Annotated in this window: 20 protein-coding genes and 1 pseudogene; 8 read left to right on the forward strand and 13 right to left on the reverse strand. The window is 61.3% G+C overall.

All coding sequences use genetic code 11. The features are described from left to right. Positions 1-4 precede the first annotated feature (4 nt). Genes HMPREF2581_RS11150 through HMPREF2581_RS11180 form a run of 7 tightly spaced genes read right to left on the reverse strand, consistent with a single transcriptional unit; the run spans position 5 to position 5785 of the window. Positions 5-751, reverse strand: coding sequence for a TIGR03747 family integrating conjugative element membrane protein (locus HMPREF2581_RS11150; protein WP_003159693.1), 747 nt, complete (start codon positions 749-751; stop codon positions 5-7). Beyond that, positions 751-2982 carry a type IV conjugative transfer system coupling protein TraD gene (traD, locus tag HMPREF2581_RS11155; RefSeq protein WP_003159694.1) on the reverse strand — a complete coding sequence of 744 codons (2232 nt, stop codon included), beginning with the start codon at positions 2980-2982 and terminating at the stop codon, positions 751-753. Before traD ends, HMPREF2581_RS11150 begins: the two co-directional genes overlap by 1 nt. Before the next feature lie 3 nt (positions 2983-2985). Continuing rightward, positions 2986-3255, reverse strand: a complete 270-nt coding sequence (locus HMPREF2581_RS11160; RefSeq protein WP_003099820.1) for a hypothetical protein — start codon at positions 3253-3255, stop codon at positions 2986-2988. A gap of 8 nt (positions 3256-3263) precedes the next feature. Next, the gene (locus tag HMPREF2581_RS11165; RefSeq protein ID WP_003099819.1) at positions 3264-3764 is read right to left on the reverse strand and encodes an integrating conjugative element protein; all 501 of its coding nucleotides are present in this window, start codon (positions 3762-3764) and stop codon (positions 3264-3266) included. Continuing rightward, positions 3761-4342, reverse strand: a complete 582-nt coding sequence (locus HMPREF2581_RS11170; protein ID WP_003123352.1) for a hypothetical protein — start codon at positions 4340-4342, stop codon at positions 3761-3763. The genes HMPREF2581_RS11165 and HMPREF2581_RS11170 overlap by 4 nt, the downstream gene beginning before the upstream one ends. Beyond that, a complete protein-coding gene (locus HMPREF2581_RS11175) occupies positions 4327-5082 on the reverse strand; it encodes a TIGR03759 family integrating conjugative element protein (protein ID WP_003125319.1) in 756 nt (251 codons plus the stop codon). Before HMPREF2581_RS11175 ends, HMPREF2581_RS11170 begins: the two co-directional genes overlap by 16 nt. A 10-nt stretch (positions 5083-5092) precedes the next feature. Then, positions 5093-5785: a hypothetical protein gene (locus HMPREF2581_RS11180; RefSeq protein ID WP_003123350.1), complete on the reverse strand. Its 693-nt coding sequence runs from the start codon at positions 5783-5785 to the stop codon at positions 5093-5095. A 217-nt stretch (positions 5786-6002) separates the two neighbouring features. Between HMPREF2581_RS11180 and HMPREF2581_RS11185 the strand changes: the two genes are divergently transcribed. From HMPREF2581_RS11185 to HMPREF2581_RS11220, 8 genes are all read left to right on the forward strand, one after another. Beyond that, positions 6003-6275, forward strand: a complete 273-nt coding sequence (locus HMPREF2581_RS11185) for a hypothetical protein (protein WP_003125312.1) — start codon at positions 6003-6005, stop codon at positions 6273-6275. Positions 6276-6555: 280 nt separating this feature from the next. Next, positions 6556-7407 (forward strand): site-specific integrase, encoded by an 852-nt coding sequence (locus HMPREF2581_RS11190; protein ID WP_015060173.1) that lies wholly within the window; start codon positions 6556-6558, stop codon positions 7405-7407. Beyond that, complete coding sequence (locus HMPREF2581_RS11195; RefSeq protein ID WP_015060171.1) at positions 7400-7813, forward strand: hypothetical protein; 414 nt, start codon at positions 7400-7402, stop codon at positions 7811-7813. The genes HMPREF2581_RS11190 and HMPREF2581_RS11195 overlap by 8 nt, the downstream gene beginning before the upstream one ends. A 155-nt stretch (positions 7814-7968) precedes the next feature. Next, positions 7969-8754, forward strand: a complete 786-nt coding sequence (locus HMPREF2581_RS11200) for an SDR family NAD(P)-dependent oxidoreductase (protein ID WP_003125309.1) — start codon at positions 7969-7971, stop codon at positions 8752-8754. Positions 8755-8816: 62 nt separating this feature from the next. Then, a complete protein-coding gene (locus HMPREF2581_RS11205; protein ID WP_015060170.1) occupies positions 8817-9377 on the forward strand; it encodes a TetR/AcrR family transcriptional regulator in 561 nt (186 codons plus the stop codon). Between the two features lie 94 nt (positions 9378-9471). Beyond that, entirely contained in the window at positions 9472-9813 is a 342-nt protein-coding gene (locus tag HMPREF2581_RS11210) for a carboxymuconolactone decarboxylase family protein (protein ID WP_003125308.1), read from the forward strand. Positions 9814-9865: 52 nt separating this feature from the next. Next, positions 9866-10537, forward strand: a complete 672-nt coding sequence (locus HMPREF2581_RS11215; protein WP_016561615.1) for a DsbA family oxidoreductase — start codon at positions 9866-9868, stop codon at positions 10535-10537. Positions 10538-10713: 176 nt separating this feature from the next. After that, positions 10714-11016: a hypothetical protein gene (locus HMPREF2581_RS11220; protein ID WP_017002261.1), complete on the forward strand. Its 303-nt coding sequence runs from the start codon at positions 10714-10716 to the stop codon at positions 11014-11016. A gap of 101 nt (positions 11017-11117) precedes the next feature. Here HMPREF2581_RS11220 and HMPREF2581_RS11225 read toward each other — a convergent pair whose 3' ends face one another. The 6 genes and pseudogenes from HMPREF2581_RS11225 to HMPREF2581_RS11250 form a co-directional block, all read right to left on the reverse strand. Then, a complete protein-coding gene (locus tag HMPREF2581_RS11225) occupies positions 11118-13367 on the reverse strand; it encodes a DEAD/DEAH box helicase (protein WP_003159705.1) in 2250 nt (749 codons plus the stop codon). Positions 13368-13471: 104 nt separating this feature from the next. After that, a complete protein-coding gene (locus tag HMPREF2581_RS11230; protein WP_003125297.1) occupies positions 13472-14917 on the reverse strand; it encodes a DUF6094 domain-containing protein in 1446 nt (481 codons plus the stop codon). Positions 14918-14946: 29 nt separating this feature from the next. Next, a complete protein-coding gene (locus HMPREF2581_RS11235; RefSeq protein WP_003125296.1) occupies positions 14947-15552 on the reverse strand; it encodes a hypothetical protein in 606 nt (201 codons plus the stop codon). A gap of 91 nt (positions 15553-15643) precedes the next feature. After that, complete coding sequence (locus HMPREF2581_RS11240) at positions 15644-15898, reverse strand: hypothetical protein (RefSeq protein WP_003125295.1); 255 nt, start codon at positions 15896-15898, stop codon at positions 15644-15646. Between the two features lie 67 nt (positions 15899-15965). Continuing rightward, entirely contained in the window at positions 15966-16328 is a 363-nt protein-coding gene (locus tag HMPREF2581_RS11245; RefSeq protein ID WP_003159706.1) for a hypothetical protein, read from the reverse strand. A gap of 282 nt (positions 16329-16610) precedes the next feature. Then, a pseudogene (locus HMPREF2581_RS11250) lies at positions 16611-17222 on the reverse strand (DUF3275 family protein); the annotation flags it as partial. Positions 17223-17266 lie beyond the last annotated feature (44 nt).

Raw genomic sequence — 17266 nt, forward strand, 5'->3', positions numbered from 1 at the left:
TCTCCTACAGGTACTTTTTGAAGGTGGATGCTGTGATGCATACCGCTACGCCGAGCAGCGCGGCGCAGGGCAGCAGGATGAGCAAGGGGTTGATGCTGATGGGGATTGCCAGGTAGAGCGTCCAAGGGACGACCGCTAGCGGAATGATGCTGCCGCGCGCCTTGTGGTAGAGGTAGCTGGACTCCCGGCCGGCGCCGAACTTGCGCAGGTCCCGGCGCACCAGGCCGTCCACCAGGCCGGTGAACGCGGCCATCAGGAACAACGGGATCGTCATGACCAGAATCACCAGGCGCACGACGAATGTCAGCACCGTGTACAGCGCGGCCAGGCCGTAGTTCTGCAGCGTGGAGACACCCTGGGCGGTGAGATAGCGAACGTCCAGAGGGCTCCGTGGCCCTGCCTGCGCGATGGTGGTCATGTTGGTCATCCAGTCGACTATCCCGGTCTTCACGAACAACCAGTCATAGGCCAACTGGGCCAGCCAGGTGGCGGTTCGACCTGGCTCCTGCACGACGACGCTGTGTAGCAGCCCTTGCGACAGCCAACTGAGTTCGTACTCGAACATGGCCTGGGCATGCTTCCAGCCCGCGTCAGGCCAGAAGAAATACAGGCAAACCCACTCCACGATGATTGCGCCGACCAGCGAACCGAACATCACGCCGAGAAATTGGAAGGGCGTACTGATGATGGTGCCGAGAAGGGTCTTCTGGCTCTCTTGTTGCTGCTCTGCACGTTGAGTGACTTCAGCCATCAGGCGGCATCCTCACCGGCGCCGAGGTGACGGAAATCGTCGACCAGGTCCTGGGGCAGACCATCCTGCAGGGCGGAGTATCCCGGCGCCTCCCACCACTCGCTGTTAGCGGCCTGGCCCTTGCGCATACCGGCAGCCAGCTCCTGCAGGCTTTTCGGCATCACCTCGTCGGGATCGACCGCCGGCAGCGGCATTCGGATCTTCCAAAGATTGCCGCCCTCGAGGAGCGCGAACGCCTGTCCTTTGGGCAGACCAACGATGTGGGCCGGCTCGAGCATCGGCACGCTGGTCATCTGCACCTGGTCGTGCGAGCTGGAGGTGAAGGCTGCCTTCTTGTTGTTGATTGCGTCGTTGGCGCCGCTCGCCGGCGTGCTGGTGTAGATCTGGACCTTGGGGAGCTGGTTGGTCAAGAGTTCGGCCGTGGCGGTCTCGCGCACCCGCAGCATGAACAGGTTGTTGAAGTTGCCGATGATCTGACCGGCCTTCGCACGGGAGCCGATCTTGGCCTCGATGTCGCTCATGGTCTGGGTGTAGGCCGTCACCTGCACACCGGCGCCGCCCGCTTTGTTGACCATGGGGATGAACTCGTCGCCAATCAGCTCGTTGAACTCGTCGGCATGCAGGTTGATGCGGACCTTGCCGCCGGCGAGTGAGCCGGGCAGGCCGTCATCGACTCCATGCTTGTAGATGTGACCCGCGACCGAGACCAGGTCGCTGAACATGGAGTTGCCCACCGCGGCGGCGACCTCGGTATCCGATAGTGCGTCGAGGCCGACGTAGACCACGGCGCGTTTGCGGATGACCTGCATCCAGTCGAAGATCGGCCGCGGATCGTTGAGGTCCGCGTAGTTGGGCGAAAGCAGCTCCGAGATCCGCCCGGTGGTGAGTTTCTCCAGCAGCGGCAGCAGCGAGGCCACGATCTTGTCGAAGTAGGTCTTGTCGTAGCGCACGGCGCTCTTCAGGCCTTCCATGACCGGGTCGGCGATGCGTTTCTGTGTCAGGTACTGGTCGATGGCCACGACACGGAAGGGCCGCCCTTTCATGTTGAATGGCACGTTCTTGTCGTTGAGCTTGCCCTCGATATGGATGATCGTGTCCCAGGCCCTCGGGTCGTGCTCGCTGATGTACTTCTGGGCGTACTCGACGAACAACGCATCGATGTTCACGACGTGCCGTAGGATCTGCTGGTAGTCCGGGCGGATACCCAGCGCGTGCAGTGCGCGGGCGATGATGTTGACGAACCGCCAGGCAAACTCGCGGAACGCCGCGCTGTTGCCTTCGCCGGAGAGCTGGCCGGCGACGCGGGTGGCGACCTCGGAGATCCGGCCGAACCGGCCGACGGCGTTGTAGCGTGCCGATAGGTCAGGGTGGCCGAGGTGGAACACGTAGAACTCATCCAGGCGGCCGGCACGCTCGCACTCCACGTACATACGCTTGAGCAGGTCTGCATCGCCTTTCGGGTCGAAGACGATCACTACTTCGTAGTCCGGCTGCTCCTCTGCGCGCCGGCGCCGGTGGCCGTGGTGAACCGTCTGGGTTCGCCGGCCCATCTTCGCCCGCCGGCGTCGGCCCCGGCAGTGGGTGCGGCGAATATCCTGGGTGATGAACAGCTCCGCGAGTCGCGTCTTACCCACCCTCGTAGTGCCGAGTACCAGTGTGTGGCCGACGCGCTCGCCCAGTTGCAGGCCTACATCCTGTTCGCGCGGCTCGATGCCATGGAGCCGAGGCAAACCGCCCACGGGCGGCAGCGGCCGTGCGGGGTTCCAGGCCACGTCCCAGGCGGTGGCTTTGGCGACCAGCTTCAGAGGGAAGGGGGCGAACTCAAGCTGCTTCTCCAACCGGCGCGCGCGCTCGTAGAGCGGCGAGGGCTCGACGTAGGAGGCGAACTGGGGCAGGTAGGTATCTGCCAGGCGCTGCGTATGCTTCTGCGTCCACGGAAAGCCTCTACCGATGAACAGGTGTTCGTTGCTCACCGGCATTTCGGCGCTGGTCATCGTGTACTTCGGCAGTCGGCGAATGTTCCGCCGGTAGCGGAGCACCACGCCGGCCTGCTTCAGCCGCACGACGCCCAGCCAGACGAAGCCCAGCGCGGCCACGATGCCGAACAGCGGAGTGAGGGCGAACGTCCACGGCGCGACGATGCAGAGCGCGGCCGCGGTGAAGCACACGGTGGTGGTGTAGAGCTCCACGGCAGGCCGCAAGAGCGCTTCCAGCGGGTACTGGCCAGCCATGGGTTACACCTTCAGGCTTGCCGGCGAGTGCAGGCGGCCCGGTCGGCGGCGCTTGGCATGAAGTTCGAGCACCTGTTTCCTGGCTTGCTCTACCTCATGATCGGGCAGCATCTGCTCCAGCAGCTCACAGAGGGTCGATTCGTCCTCGAGGGCCGTGGACGTCACCTCACCGCCGTAGCGTGAGATCAGGCCGAGCAACTCCTGGTACATGAGTTGGCGTGCCTGAGCGTCGCTCGGCTGCTTGATGACCAGGGTGATCAGGTGAGTAGTCATGAGGACTCCTACTGCTGGATGGCGGTGGATGTGATGAGGGCGGGGTAGTGCCGCAGTCCGAGCCGGTCGACCAGGTCGTCCGCCGGCGCCGGCAATATCTGAAGTCCTTTCCCCCAGGCACGGATTTCCGTCAGGCGCGCTTCGCTGGCCACGTTCACTGCCAGGCCCACAGCGTGGAGGCCTCGGAGCTCGTCGCCTCGCTCTTTCAGCCAGGTTCGAGACAGCGTGTCGTCGCCGACGAGGAACAGAGGTTGCAGGCCTGGGGCGTTGATGGCGCGCCCCTGAACCTGGCCTGGCGAAAGGCGTGCCGAGCGAACTGGAAACGCACCTGAGCCACGGACACCCAGGTCGCCAGGTCCTGGTGTGGCAGCGGATGGCTGCGGATCCAGGCCCTGGTAGTAGGGGAGCGCTGAGGCTCCGCCGAGGTCTTCGACAACGATCAGCCCGGCGGCCCAGGCTTGAGTCGCGAACGCCGTGCAGAATGCCAGCGTGGCTAGGATCTTCTTCATGGATTGGTCACCAGCAGGTTGACGCCGAGGACTTGGCTAAGGTGGCGGGATACCGTCCTGCGGTACTTGGCGGCAGGCTCGCCGCCGGCGGGGCGGTGGTAGCGGCCGGCAACCTGGATCCAGTCCACCGGCCTACCAGGGGCGGATGCGTACAAGGCGTCCCGCTGCTCGACCAGGATGTCGGAGGTGGCGTCCAGGTTCTTGTACGGATCCAGGGAGTCGCAGGGGCTGGAGAAACGATGTCCGTTCCAGCCGATATTGACCTGGCCGAGGCCGGAATCGACGCTCTTGGCCCCGTAGAGGTTGATTGCCGCGAGTAGCGCTGTGCAGGCGGCGGTGCGGGTCGCGTAGTAGTAGGATTTCCCGGCGACGTTCAATGTCCAGGGCCAGGGAACGTATTCGCCGCGCAGCAGGACCTTGCTCTCGGTCAGCGCGACCGAGTAGAGCACCTCGGCCGGAACCCCTTTGGGCAGGGCGATCTGCTTGTACGCCGGCGGTGGATCCACGGCGGCCTGAGCGATGTTGGCCAGGACCAGCAGGGCGGCCAGTTGGAGGGCGCGGATTACAGACGTTGCCATCGGCCGTTCACCTCCTGGACCAGGGCGGGAAGGGCCCCGCCCAATCCCAGGGCCATCCAGCGGCCCTCGTCATGATTGAGCGTGATCTGCTTGCTGCGAACCTTCTTCGGGTCGACGCCGGCGAGGATTGCCCAGTGCCGCACACGCTCTGCGTCGTTCTGGCTACCGACGAAGTAGAGATCGAACTCCTTGTTCTGCTGTTGCAGGTCGCGGACCCGCTGGATGCAGGCGGTGCAGTTGTCCTGGACGAACAGGGCCAGGCGCCCGCTGCTCTGCAACGCTGGGCTCATGTTCGGCGCGCCCGACGGGTTGGCCGTGCTGCTTTCGGTGAGGCGGATGACCCCCTCGCCTGGATAGGCGCGGGCGAAGGCTTCGTCGTATGCGCGCTGGTAGGCGAGTTCCTTCTCGACCCGGCGCCGTTCGGCCTGGACCTGTAGATCGGCATACCGCCGCCGTTCCTCTGCCGATCGCGCCTCGATGCCCAGCGCGGTCAGCGGGTCAATGCCAGGTGAGTACACGCCCCGGGGGCCTTGCATGAGCGTCTGGTAGCGGGTCCATTCCTGTTGATTCAGTCCCCACTCCTGGGCCAGGTCGCTCTGAGATGTCTGCTGTTTCAGCGTGTCGAGTTGGCTACCGGACAGCTGGCTGCTGGCCTCTCGGCTTGCCGCAGCCTCCTGGGCGACTGCGGGATAGCTCAGCAGCAGCACCAGGCCGGACAGGAGCGATACGGTTCTGTTCATGTGCGGGGTCCTATGGTTGGATGCGAACGCTGCGCGAGGCGCCGGCGACGTCGAAGTGCGCGGTACGATCGTCAAGGTCGGTCAGTCGCCAGGTCGTGCCGGCGACGGCATCGCCCTGGCGAATGAGGTAGATCTGGCTGAGCTGGGTGGATCCCGGAGGTGCAACCGACAGAAACCGTTCGCCCCCGCGATACTCCACGCCGAGGATTGAGAAGGGCGGAGGCTCGATTGGCTTGGGTTTCGGCTTGGGCTTGACAGGGAAGGCACCGCGCTTCGGTGGAGGCACGATCAGCGGCGGAGCCTTGGCTTGCTTCTCTTGCAGCGTGCGGACAGAACCGTCCAGCGTCTCCACTGTAGCCTTGAGCACCAGGAGATCGCCGGCCGAGGCGGTGGTTTGAGCCAGGTTCTCGACGGCGTCGGAGGCCTGCTTGGCGAAGGCCTGCGCGGCGTCAATGCGGTTGGACAGTGCCTGCTGGCCTGAGCGGAAGTCCTCGTTGCTGACCAGGTGCTGCCCATCCACGGCGTCGAGGCGCTCGTCGACTCGATTCAAGCGAGCCAGGATCGCCTCTAGCGAGGTCTTTTCCGCGGCACTGTCCACGCCTGATCGGAGCTGAATGAGTTGGTATTGCTGGTAGCCCAGCAGGCCGGCCATTGCCGTCAAGCAGAGGCCAAGAATCATTGATGCAGGGGATGGGCGTTTCATGAGTGTCCTCGCGCGAAGCCAGAGACACCCTCTCAGACTGCCCCCATTGAGGCAGTAGGAAATACTCGGTGAGTGGGGGTGGGATTTTTTTGGATAGGATTCTGGCGAATCGCCGGGCCTGATTCGCTATGCGAAGATCAGTCGACTCTGGGTGCCCTTCACACGCATCTAGGCTGCGTCATTTCTGGTTAACACTGCTTCGAGGAAGCCCTAGGCCATGAATACAGACCTTCCCCAGCTCGAACAAACCATCATCGATATAGCGCGCCAGGAACTGGCCGCCGTGGCTGCTTTTTATCGCAAGAGGGAGGCAGGGATTGAGAGCGCGCACTTCGATGAGGCATGGAGCGAATACCTGGCTCGCTACCATGCACTGAGTACGCTTTTGGTGCTCGGCCAGTTGCCTAATAGCGGAATGAGCGAGGAGGGTGCCCGAACTCTACGGGAGATCGAAGCTGAGTACGTTGCGCTTCGAGTCTCGGCCAATTGAGCCTATGCGTTCGCAGCTACCAGCTATTCGGTTGAGTTCTTGCTAGCCAGGCGTCTGTACTCCCTCATCGTGTCGAGATACGCCCTGTGTCGTTCAGGGTCAGAGCGAAGGTGGTCGCGCCATCGGGCGCGGTAGGCTCGATCATACGCCCGGATACGCTCTCGCCAATGCTCCATCTGTTCCGGTGTCATCAGGTCGAGGCGGGCGCGCCTCCGCGCTAGAATTTCTGCTCGGTTCATCGCATAGCGCAGTGCCTGGTAATGCCTGGTGCACGACTCCAATGAGGCAAGAGCTTGAGGCTGAGGTCTATGAGCTAGAGCAGATGGCACCCTCGTCCAGATCCGCTGAGCATTTGCTCCGGTTAGAGAAGGCCCGAAAGGATTCGAAGAGGTTGTTTCTCTGTTTGAACGGATCAGGCAACAAATCTGAAAGGTTAGCGCACATTGAAGTGCTTGGACAGGCTGGCTCGAATGAGTCCTTCAAGCGCATCGCAAAAGCCGCTGGAAGTGACTGGCCGCTGCGCACTCACCAGTGCCGGCGAACCTATGCCCGTTGCTTCGTTGAGTCGCGGATGGGGCGCACCTCGCTCGTCTTCCTCAAGTGGCAGCTCAAGCACAGCAGTATGAGCATGACCCAGCTCTACGCCTCCAATCCGCTCCAGGATCTGACGCTGTTCGATGAGATCCTGCAGCAGATGACGGAGTTCAAGATCGACCTCATTGAGTCCTGGCTTGATGACCAGCCTTTGGCAGGTGGTGCCGGGAGCAAAATCGTTGAGTTGCGTGCGATTCCGGTCAAGGACAGGGCCGCCTTGCTGGCCCAAACGGCACCTCATGCGAACATTCGCGCAACCGGTCACGGATGGTGCATTGCCACTGAGCGTGGTTGCGGAGGCGCTGGGTTGTACGAGGCCACCAGGTGCCCTGGGTGCAAACACTCGGTGATCGATGAGACGTTTGCAGGCACTTGGCAAGGCATCTACTCCCAGCAACGGGAGCTAATGAAAATTGAGGACGCAGGGCCGGCAGTGAAACAGCGTGCAGAGCGCGACCTGCAGGTCGCCCTCGACGTGATCAATAGTCTTGGGTTGTCGCCGGATGACCAGGAGCTTGAGGAGGCTGTGAATGGCTAGCAAGTCGACCGAGCCGTCCAAGGGCCGCTCTCGCCCAAAGACTGCCGATGCGCTCAACAAGGTCATCGATAGGATGCTCGCCGGCAATGAGAAGCTCTCCATCTCCTCGGTCGCCAGAGCGGCAGGCGTCACCCCCGGGCTGATCCATAACACCTACCCGGCCGTGGCGGAGCGTATCCGCAGCCTCATAGGGAAATCGACGCGCGCTCAGCGTGATTCGAAGCACCAGGCGCTCATGAAGGAGAAGGATCTCAACAAAGCCCTCCGCGCAGAGAACAGCCTACTTCTGGAGGAGATCGCTCGCCTTGCCTCCGTGAATCAACGCCTCATGCTTGAGCTAGCACAGCTGAAAGGTGTTGCTCAAGGCAAGGTCATCGAGCTTGCGCCAAAACCAGGGGCAAAGTAGCTCCTGGGCATCACTCTGCAGTCCAGAGTTGATTTAGCCTGGTCGTGCAAGGGTGTACCGGACATTCTCTGACTACTCGATCAGCGGTAGCTTGACATCTCTCCGTTCGAAATCTAGTCTACCAACTAGTAGGTAGACAAACAGAGGGCATCACCATGCAGTTCAAAGGTCGCAAGCTTCTGGTAGTGGGTGGCACGAGTGGCATTGGTCTCGAAACCGCGCAGATGGTCGCCGAGCAAGGCGGTTCGGTTGTGATCGTGGGCAACCGCCCTGAGAAAGCCGAAGCTGCACGCCAACAACTGGCCGCCGTTGCCGGCGAAGACAAGGTCGTGGCCTATGCTGTAGATCTGACCGATTTCGCCAGCGTCCAAGCGCTGATCGAGAAACTGGCCGCAAGCCACAAGGACATTGATCTGATGGTCAATTCCGCGGGTATCTACTACCCGAAAGCATTCATCGAGCACTCGCTTGAGGATTACGACAACTTCCTGAATCTGAACCGCGCCATCTTCTTCCTAACCCGTCAAGTAGCGGCGGAGCTGGTAGCTCAGGGCAAACCCGGTTCGATCGTGAACGTCACCGCGGTAGCAGCCAGGCAGGCGGTCGAGGGTGTTCCGGCCTCGGCCTACTCGATGGCCAAAATTGGCCTGGACACCTTGACCACACACGCGGCAGCAGAGCTGGCCCAGCACGGTATTCGCGTCAACTCGGTCAGCCCGGGTATTGTGGAAACGAAGATCTTCGAGCGCTTCATCCCCGGCGATCAGTTGGCTGGTGCGCTGAATGACTTCAACAATTTCCACCCGCTGGGCCGTAACGGCACTCCGCGTGACGTTGCTGAGTCCATCGTGTTCCTGCTCTCCGACAAGACGTCCTGGGTGACCGGTGCTGTTTGGGACGTGGACGGTGGGGTCATGGCTGGCCGTAAGCAAGGTAAGTAAGATAACTGCGTAGTGGCCGGAATCGCTCTTTTCTGGTCGGGGCGATTACGGCAGGAGAAGTTATGGCACTGGCAACACGGGACGCGTTAATTCAAGCCGCTGAAGGGCTGATGCGCACTAAAGGGTATGCAGCGTTCAGCTATGCAGATCTTGCAGACGCGGTAGGTATTCGCAAGGCGAGCATTCACTACCACTTCCCTACAAAGGAAGACTTGGGGATCGCGATCGTCGAAGAGTACGTCTCGCGGGTGCAAGCCGAGTTCGAGCGAATCGAGATCAATCAGGCAGGTGCAGTTGAGAGGCTCAAGGCTTTCTTTGTGCTCTTCTACTCCAGCACCGAGGGTGGTCTGTTGCCATTGTGTGGTGCGCTAGCAGCTGAAATGGCTGCATTGCCCGACGGGCTTCAACGCCTGACACGACGGTTCTTTGATGTGCAGTTGTCTTGGTTGACCAGAGTGATGGACGAAGGCATTGCCGCTGGTGAGTTAGCCCGGGGGCGAGGGGCCAGAGAAAAGTCTTACTTGCTGCTCAGTATCCTTGAGGGATCGAGCTTCATCAACTGGGCCACCAGGGAAGGTGAGACTGTGAATATTGCTGTCATTCGGATGATCGCAGAGTACTGATCTCTGCCTACAACAGGGCCGATACGCGACCCGCGTCGGCCCTATTTTTGGCCGATCTTACCTATCAACTAGTAGGGTGGTAATCATGTCTAGTATGCCTAACTGGGAACAAACCATCACCGACGTCAGTGCCCGCCTGAAAGAGTTCGGCGCACATTCCCCCGACACCCTGCGTGGCGTGGCAATGCTCGGTAATGCAGGTAACAAAACCAATCGCCTTGATGCGAAGACCCGTGAGCTGATCGCACTGGCAGTTGCCGTTACCACGCGCTGCGATGGCTGCATTGCGTTCCATGCGGCAGAAGCCAGGAAGCTCGGCATTACCACCGAGGAAGTGGCGGAAGCTCTCGGCGTGGCCGTGAACCTGAACGCCGGTGCGGCAGTGGTTTACAGCACTCACGTCTTGGATGCGATGGATAGCAAACCTCAAAGCTGAGGTCCCTCCGCGGCTGATCCATAAGCATCGGAGACAGATGAGAGGAAGTTCCATGAAGAAAATTACGGTCGAGGTCTGGTCCGACTTTGTCTGTCCCTGGTGCTGGATAGCAAAGAAGCGCCTGGAGCAGGCAATTGATGCTCTCGGGGACCAGGTCGAAGTTGAAATCGTGCCACGCGCATACCGCTTGGCCAAAGGCATGAGCCCGATCCCTTTTAAAGAGGCGCTCGTACAAAAAACAGGCAGCCAGGGCCGAGCGGATGTGTTCATGAGGGCCATTCGCGGAGCTGCTTCACGTGAGGGTTTGGACTATCGATTTGACGTCATGCGCTTCGGGGACACGTCCGCGGCTCATCAGTACGTCAAGGCCATCGCCGATCCGGCGTTGCAGGTCCGCTATGTAGAGCGGCTCTATTTGGCGGGAACTACTGAGGGCAAGGACATCTTCAACGCACGAGTTCTGCGAGATCTGGCGATTGAAATAGGTGCCACCGACCTCATCGGCTTTGATTCGGCGGAGGCCGCAATCCTGAGCGATGAAACAGCAGTAAGCAGCCTCGGTACCGGCATTCCGTTGTTCGTGATCAATGGTAATCGCTACATCTCCGGCGCTCAGGAACCCGCAGTGTTTACCAAAGTGCTCCGCGCCGCGATTGAAGAGCTTTCGAGTGATGAAGAGGCAATCAGTGCAACCAGCTGTTCGATTTCTGGCTGTTCGCACTGACAGGGTTATCGCCTTCGGGTGTTTCGTTTTTTTGATTTTTTATCCACGACTTTAAGAGGTGGCGGTTATTTTCTGTAGCATGGAATAACTATCGGTACTCACGAGTTGTCCCCATTCTCCTGACTACAGCAGTCGTCGGTTTGGTTGTAACGCTCCTGTTTACAAAAGGAGCAACGATGTTTATGGAAGGAAGTCTGCTGTCTGTGGCGTTAAGTTTCCTGGCCTTCTGTTTTGCCATAAGCTTGTTGTCAACGTGGTGGCTAAAGGTTAAAGAGCTTTATGCAAGGCCGGCCGACAATTTGTGGTTGTCGGTGATCACAGTAATAGTAATTCTCACCGGCATCTATATTGATTATGGTCCGAATGGGAAGCATGTGGGAGAGACTTTAGCTCTCATGCCGGGCTACATGCTTGATCAGCTAGTCCCAGGTTTTACAGACGAGATTAATAGAGTTGTTAGAGATACTCGTGGCCACTGATGACGAAGATACCTGGCTTGATCGGCGCTAATCACCACTAGCTGACTTCAGAACTTACAGCAAAAAATAAAACAAAGGCCACCCGAAGGTGGCCTGTGAGTTCATGCTGCAATAAGTTGTCGTGCCAACGCCATCTCCACCGAATCCCCATCCTGGTTCAACGAGTCGAGACCTGACTCGGGAACGTCTCCCGACGTGCTTTGAGCCACAGCGATCTTCTTCGCCATCAACTGCAAGCAGGTGATCTGCGAGCTGCCGGCGTAGCCGAAGAACACCACCCGCACCGGGTGCTTCTGCCCGATCCTCCATGACCGCCGCGCGGCCTGCTGCAAGGTATACACGTTGTACCCCGTCTGCAGAAACGCGATGGTCGGGAAGTCGAGCAGGTCCAACCCGGTCTTCACCAGCTCCGGGTTGGTGATCAGCACATCGATGCCACGGTCGACCTGGTCGAGGATCCAGTCCTCGCGCCGAGAGGTATCGACCGAGGCACGTAGCACTGCCACCTTCAGCCCGGATTGCTCGAGCACTTTCTTCAGCCGGGACGTAGTGTCGCGCGTCCCGCTATAGACCGTGTAGGCCAGGACCTTGCGGCCCTTCGCTTTTTCCTCGAGGCAGAGATCCACCAGCGCCTGCTCCTTGGGCATCAGCTGCTCGTCGCCGAAGATCGCTGGCACGAAGGCCAGGGTGTCCCGGGTTCGCGGATGCTTGACGATCTCCGGTCGGAAACAGCAGTCCGGCCAAGCCAGAAGCACGTTGAGGACCACGCCTAGGAGCGTGGTATCTCGTCGCGCCAGAGCCTGGCGGAGCTCCGCTGTCAGCGTGGCAGCCAGGCGCTGATAGGCCGAGGCCTGCTCAGGCGCCATGGGCACGTCGACGAACTCCTCTTGGTAGTCGGGCAGTACGTTGCCACCGATATCCTTGAGCTTCAGGAACACGGTGAACGGCAATACGAAGCGGTGGATGCCCTTCGGGCCGAAGCCGGGAGCCTTCACCGTGCGTACTGAGAGCTTCTTGCCCCGCGCGGTCTTGTGCGAGTCACCATCGCGTTCGGTGTAGATATCCTTGAGCACACCGTGGTCGCGCATGAACGACATGGCTGCGGGAGCCATGCTGCCGCGCGCGTTGGGCCGATAGCCGTCCTCGATCATGCGCTGGGTGAGGATGCGGAACAGGAGGTAGAACAGGTCGTCGGCGTAGCCGCCCATGAGCGTTCCGGTCAGCAGCACCGTTTTCCGTGCCTTGGCTGCGAGAACGCCCATGGCCTGGCCCTGGGCCGAACCGCTGTTCTTGTACTCATGCCCCTCATCCACCACCAGCAGGTCGAAGTAGCCATCAGGTAGGTAGCGCTTGATGAACTCGGTCGGTTGGTAGCCGCCCTCGCCGAAGCCGAACTCGATGTTCGCCATCGATCGCTCCATGCGTTTGGCCTGCCGATCGCTGAAGACGAAGTTGCCCTTGGCGTCCATCAGGTTGATGAACTCCGAGACGTTGTCCACCAACATCGTGGCCAGGAAGTCCTCGCCGAAGTCGTTCAGCAGGCGCTCCGCCCTGACCGGGCCGATGGTTGGAATCCGACACATCGACTTGAGGATCGTTGCGCGCCGGTTGCCGCCGTCAGGCTTGCCTGGCCGGATCAGCGTCCAGAGCGCCCCACGACAGGAGGAACAGGTACGTCGACGGTCACCACGCTCGAACTCCTCCACCGTGACCAGGTTGCCTTCCAGGTCCTCGAGGACCTGGCCGCAATCCGGGCACGCAGCGAGCAGTTGGCCGCCGGCGGCGCGCTTCTTCCAGCAGGCGAGCCGCCAATGGAAACCCATCCGCATCCGCACGCGGCCGAGGATGAAGAACTCCTGGCGTCCGTCGTAGGCGTCGCCCATCTGATCTCGTAGCTTGAGCAGCTTGAGCAGAGTATCTGGGCCATTGAGTACCCAGACGCGGGCGGCTGGGATGGTCTCCAGAATCTCGCGGCGCCACTTGTAGACCAGGTGCGGCGGAGAGACAACCAGGGTCCGGCGATAGCCGGCCGCGTGCATGACCGCTGCGACAGCGATGGCCATCATGGTTTTCCCGGTGCCCATCTCGGCGTTGATGATCCCGGCCTGCTCGTGACGGTCCAGCAGCAGGGCGGTGATGGCCTGGACGACCTCGGCCTGGGCCGCGAAGGGCTTGCGCTTGAGTCGGTCCATCACCAACTGGCGGTGAATGTTGTCGGAGCCGGTATAGACCGGGGGGTTGGAGCGATTGAGCGACTCCAGGAGCTCGTCGCCGAACTCGTCGATGAAGTCGGTCAGGTTGATGTTCAGGGGGAAGGCGGCCAGGGCGGCCGGTTGGGTCTGAGCGTTCATGTGCATCTCCTGCGGATGAAGGAAGAAAGCAGGGCATGCACGTCCCTTTCGGGTATCGGCATACCCTGCAGGGGGGAGTGGAAGGAATCGCCGTGGGGGCGAGGTCAGTAGTCGCTAGGGAGCAACAGGGTGGTCGAACTGCGATTGGCCTCAGTGATGATCCAGAGCCTGGATTCGCCGCCGGCGTCGATGTCGTAGGACGACAGCAGCCTATCGCCGAACTTCAGGGCTCTCTGGTTGGTGTTCCAGTCTTCCTGGTCCAGCGTCCCCCAATCTCCCGCCAGATGGCGGTTCAGCAAAGGCGCTGGGTTGAGTTGACCGGTTTCCACCAGGTGGCTCACGGCAGCGGTCATTACGACTTGGCCAGGGCTGAACAGCAGCGGTTCGGGGGCCGGCTCAGGTTGGGGCTCTTCAGCCTCTTCCGTGGTCGCAGCCGACGAGCTGATGGTCAGCACGCGGCCCTGATTGACCGAGGAGGGTGTCATTTCCCATGCCCGGATGATCGGGATGAAACGGTCTGTGAGTATCCTCACCTCGGTGATGTTGCCGTCTTCGTCTTCGGTGAATTCGGTCTTGCGGACCTTGTCCTTGTAGGTGTCACCCTTCACGACCAGGATGCGGCCCGACTTCGAGCGCACGACGCCGGAAATCGCGCCGGCGGCCAAGGCCAGAGCCAGGTGCCAGCGAGACAGCTCGCGGACTGGAGGGCGGGGCTGCAGCCCCGCTTGCGCGAAGTGCAGGTTGAAGTCAGGCCAGAGACCTCGCAGCCGCTGGATCTCGCCGGCGAACTGCTCCGGCTCCAGGGTTACTCGATAGAAGTGCTCCAGCTCGCTGGTGGCCGGCAGAACCACATAGGGTTCCCACGGCCAAGCCGCTGGAATTTCCTCGGCCTTTTCCTGGCCCGCGCCGATCGCCTGCAGGCGAGACCTCACCTGATTGGCGTCCGCCCGGGCCAGGTCCTGTCGACGGACCCGGATGCCGAAGATCACCACCTGTTTGAAGGTAGGATCCGCGGCTGCGTATATGCGCAGGCCGGTGAAGTGGTTGCTCAACCAGCCGGTCAGCTCATCGTCCAAGACGTAGTGAGGAACAATCAGGACCATGACGCCGCCGTACTGCAGCAACGGCAGGCAGCGCTGGTAGAACGCTTTCTCCAGACGCCTGCGGCCGCTGCCCTGGTACTGCGACGCACCGGAGTGGTCCGCCACCAGGTCGCCATAAGGCGGGTTGAGCCAGAGCAGTCCGAACGACTGCCTGCTGATCATGGTGTCGAAAAGGTCACTGTGCAGCACTCGGTCAAGCAAGCCTCGAGCATGGTCGGCGCGCTCGCGGTCGTACTCGACAGCGAGGGCTTGGACCTTGTCGCGGCCGAGGATGTGTGCTGCCTCAGCCAGGGCAACCCCCTCACCGGCGCAGGGATCACAGATCCTCATCCTGCCCGACGGGGCGGGAGCGAGGGCCTGCAGAGCGCGTTCGAGGGTGACCTCATCGGTAGGGAAGTAGCCGTTGCGTGCAAAGTTGCGCGCCAAGCGCGGGAACATGAGGGCCATGGGGCCTCCTTGAGTCTGAGAGGGATGGCTCAGGCTTGCGCCTGAGCATCGGTGGTAAGAATGCTTTCGCGGATCAGCTCACCGAGAGTGGGCTCGAGCACGTCGACCCGCAGGGCGAGTCGCCAGGCGCAGACGTTGCCGATCGTCCCGGGTAGGGCCGTCAACATCTGGTGCTGGGTGAGGACCTCCATCACCGGCTCGCGCCAGTGCTGCAGGAGGGGGAGCGGACAGGTTTCCATCACCAGCGGCCAGAGCCTCTGGTGTGGATCCTCATCGCGCTGCAGGAGTGCGAAGGCGAGGTGATTGCCTCGGTCGGGCGCCGAGGCGCGCCGATCGAACAGCCAAAGATTGAGCAGGCTGCCGAACAACGTGCCGCGGAACTGGCGGGTGGTGCGTTTCTCCAGGAGATCCTGGTTTGGGAAGACAGGTAAGCGGCGGCCGTCCACGATGATGTGGAAATGGTCGATGCCATTTTCTTCCCGGCCCAGCGTCAGCCTGGCCAGGAACTCTTGTGTCACGGTGTCGCGGCCCCAGGCCGAAAGAAAGACCAGGTTGCGCTGCTCGTCGCACACGCAGGCGTCGACGTACAGGTCTGGGCACTCTTCGATCTGGTAGAGCGGGGTGGGACTGGGCATAGGAACCTCCTGGAAGGAGGAGCCACACCGCCCTCGAGGGGCGGTGAAGCCCCTCGGGGTGTAGTCCAACTGGTGCAGGGGAGCGTGGTGGTTACCGAACGCTCTTGGTGTGAGGGTCGAAGCAGAGCCCATCGGCTTGGTGCAGCGGCCCTTGGCCGATCAGGAAGACCTGGCAGAGGTACTGATCGCGTAGCGCGACAGCCGCTTCCGCCTGCTCCAAGGTCAGCGACAGCTCCTCGATGAACAGGTCGATGAGCTCGTCGTCGCCGGCGACGTCGTTGTTGGACAGTTGGTCCTCGAGGTAGGCGAGGGTTTCCTGGGTGAGGTTGGTGAACAGTGGGTTCATGGTGTGTTCCTGGTGGTAGACGAGGAGCGCCCTTGAGGGAGCCCCTCAAGGGAAGTGGTTGGTGCGGTCAGGCTTGGTGTTCTTGCGTCAGACGGTCTCGCCACTCCTGGTTGGTCTCATCGTGAGCCAGGTCCAGGAACTCCAGCGGACAGCCGTAGTAGAACGGGCCTGCTTTCTCCGGAATGGTCTTGTAGCCCCATTGCCCGGCCGAGCAGTCCAGCAAGTGCAGCTCGATCATGGTGATCGAGTGACCGGCCGGCTTGCCGAAATAGAATCCGGCAAGGTGGAAGGTTCGTTTTACGACAGTCCAAAGTTCATTGCCGGAGACTGCGTGTGCCAGCACCTCGGTGCTGCCTGCGAAGGTACTGGTTGGGGCCAGCAGCTTACGCAGCAGGTCTTCCTTCGTCTGATGTGAGAAAAGCCATCCCATAGGTGTGCTCCTGTGGTTGGCCAGGTCTCCCTGACGGGAGAACCCGGCAGGGGTGGGTAGGGTGTTGCTTTAGCGTGTTGCGCGCTCAAGGCGCTGGAGGAGTCAGCTGGTTGACAGAGCAACGCCAATAGCAGCAGCGCTTACAGCCATTGCGCTGATAGCCTGGTGGGTGGAACAGGTTGTAGTAGCACTCCGGGCTGCCGTGCGGCGCTCGTAGTCATCGTCTAGCGACTGATTGACCCCGGCGTTGGCTCCAACATGGAGAGGGCACGCTTTGCGGGTCCACACTTGTTGTTTGAAGTCGAGCTCATAGCCCAGCTCGCCGAGTCGCACACACTGTTGGCGTAGTCGCTTGCGGTCGACCGTGGTGTCCAGCTTGACGATTTCGCCTAGCGGCCAGACCGTCCCGAACAGTTCTGCATCTGCGTCTGTGTCCAGAGTGGCGGCCTGGTTTGCAGGAGCCGGAGGGTCCATACCGAAAGGCGTGTCGTCCCCGGTTGCAGCGGGGCGCAGAGGCTTCGGTTTCTGGGGCGACTTCGGCGGTGCCGCCGGTGCGGCAGTGGGTTGCTGGATCGCGGGCACTTCGTCGAGCGGATCCACCTCATTGCCAGAGAGACGCTCTGCCTCCTCGTCGCTGAGGTTGTCCACGTCGTCCAGCGTCATGCTGTCGAGCTTCGCGCGGATCTCGACGACCAGCCGGCCGCCGGTGGTGTAGTAGGAGGGACGGATCTCGGTGATGGCGAAATCACCGCGGTACTTGCCTTCGATGTGCTGGTCCAGGAGAGCGTCCTTGATGACGAACTCCCCGATCGAGGTCGAGAGCTTTCCCACGTTGAACTCGCCATTGCGACCGTTGATGGTTCGAATGGCCAACTGGCCGGGTATGTTGATCATGGCGTGACCTGCGAAAAGGATGATCCCGCCGAAGCGGGATCGTG

This window comes from Pseudomonas sp. HMSC057H01 (assembly GCF_001836405.1).
GTDB classification, from domain to species: domain Bacteria; phylum Pseudomonadota; class Gammaproteobacteria; order Pseudomonadales; family Pseudomonadaceae; genus Pseudomonas; species Pseudomonas aeruginosa.

Excerpts from the sequence above, each read along its gene's own strand:
- HMPREF2581_RS11150 (WP_003159693.1), bottom strand. The coding sequence starts at position 751 with ATGGCTGAAGTCACTCAACGTGCAGAGCAGCAACAAGAGAGCCAGAAG.
- traD (WP_003159694.1), bottom strand. The coding sequence starts at position 2,982 with ATGGCTGGCCAGTACCCGCTGGAAGCGCTCTTGCGGCCTGCCGTGGAG.
- HMPREF2581_RS11160 (WP_003099820.1), bottom strand. The coding sequence starts at position 3,255 with ATGACTACTCACCTGATCACCCTGGTCATCAAGCAGCCGAGCGACGCT.
- HMPREF2581_RS11165 (WP_003099819.1), bottom strand. The coding sequence starts at position 3,764 with ATGAAGAAGATCCTAGCCACGCTGGCATTCTGCACGGCGTTCGCGACT.
- HMPREF2581_RS11170 (WP_003123352.1), bottom strand. The coding sequence starts at position 4,342 with ATGGCAACGTCTGTAATCCGCGCCCTCCAACTGGCCGCCCTGCTGGTC.
- HMPREF2581_RS11175 (WP_003125319.1), bottom strand. The coding sequence starts at position 5,082 with ATGAACAGAACCGTATCGCTCCTGTCCGGCCTGGTGCTGCTGCTGAGC.
- HMPREF2581_RS11180 (WP_003123350.1), bottom strand. The coding sequence starts at position 5,785 with ATGAAACGCCCATCCCCTGCATCAATGATTCTTGGCCTCTGCTTGACG.
- HMPREF2581_RS11185 (WP_003125312.1), top strand. The coding sequence starts at position 6,003 with ATGAATACAGACCTTCCCCAGCTCGAACAAACCATCATCGATATAGCG.
- HMPREF2581_RS11190 (WP_015060173.1), top strand. The coding sequence starts at position 6,556 with ATGAGGCAAGAGCTTGAGGCTGAGGTCTATGAGCTAGAGCAGATGGCA.
- HMPREF2581_RS11195 (WP_015060171.1), top strand. The coding sequence starts at position 7,400 with ATGGCTAGCAAGTCGACCGAGCCGTCCAAGGGCCGCTCTCGCCCAAAG.
- HMPREF2581_RS11200 (WP_003125309.1), top strand. The coding sequence starts at position 7,969 with ATGCAGTTCAAAGGTCGCAAGCTTCTGGTAGTGGGTGGCACGAGTGGC.
- HMPREF2581_RS11205 (WP_015060170.1), top strand. The coding sequence starts at position 8,817 with ATGGCACTGGCAACACGGGACGCGTTAATTCAAGCCGCTGAAGGGCTG.
- HMPREF2581_RS11210 (WP_003125308.1), top strand. The coding sequence starts at position 9,472 with ATGCCTAACTGGGAACAAACCATCACCGACGTCAGTGCCCGCCTGAAA.
- HMPREF2581_RS11215 (WP_016561615.1), top strand. The coding sequence starts at position 9,866 with ATGAAGAAAATTACGGTCGAGGTCTGGTCCGACTTTGTCTGTCCCTGG.
- HMPREF2581_RS11220 (WP_017002261.1), top strand. The coding sequence starts at position 10,714 with ATGTTTATGGAAGGAAGTCTGCTGTCTGTGGCGTTAAGTTTCCTGGCC.
- HMPREF2581_RS11225 (WP_003159705.1), bottom strand. The coding sequence starts at position 13,367 with ATGAACGCTCAGACCCAACCGGCCGCCCTGGCCGCCTTCCCCCTGAAC.
- HMPREF2581_RS11230 (WP_003125297.1), bottom strand. The coding sequence starts at position 14,917 with ATGGCCCTCATGTTCCCGCGCTTGGCGCGCAACTTTGCACGCAACGGC.
- HMPREF2581_RS11235 (WP_003125296.1), bottom strand. The coding sequence starts at position 15,552 with ATGCCCAGTCCCACCCCGCTCTACCAGATCGAAGAGTGCCCAGACCTG.
- HMPREF2581_RS11240 (WP_003125295.1), bottom strand. The coding sequence starts at position 15,898 with ATGAACCCACTGTTCACCAACCTCACCCAGGAAACCCTCGCCTACCTC.
- HMPREF2581_RS11245 (WP_003159706.1), bottom strand. The coding sequence starts at position 16,328 with ATGGGATGGCTTTTCTCACATCAGACGAAGGAAGACCTGCTGCGTAAG.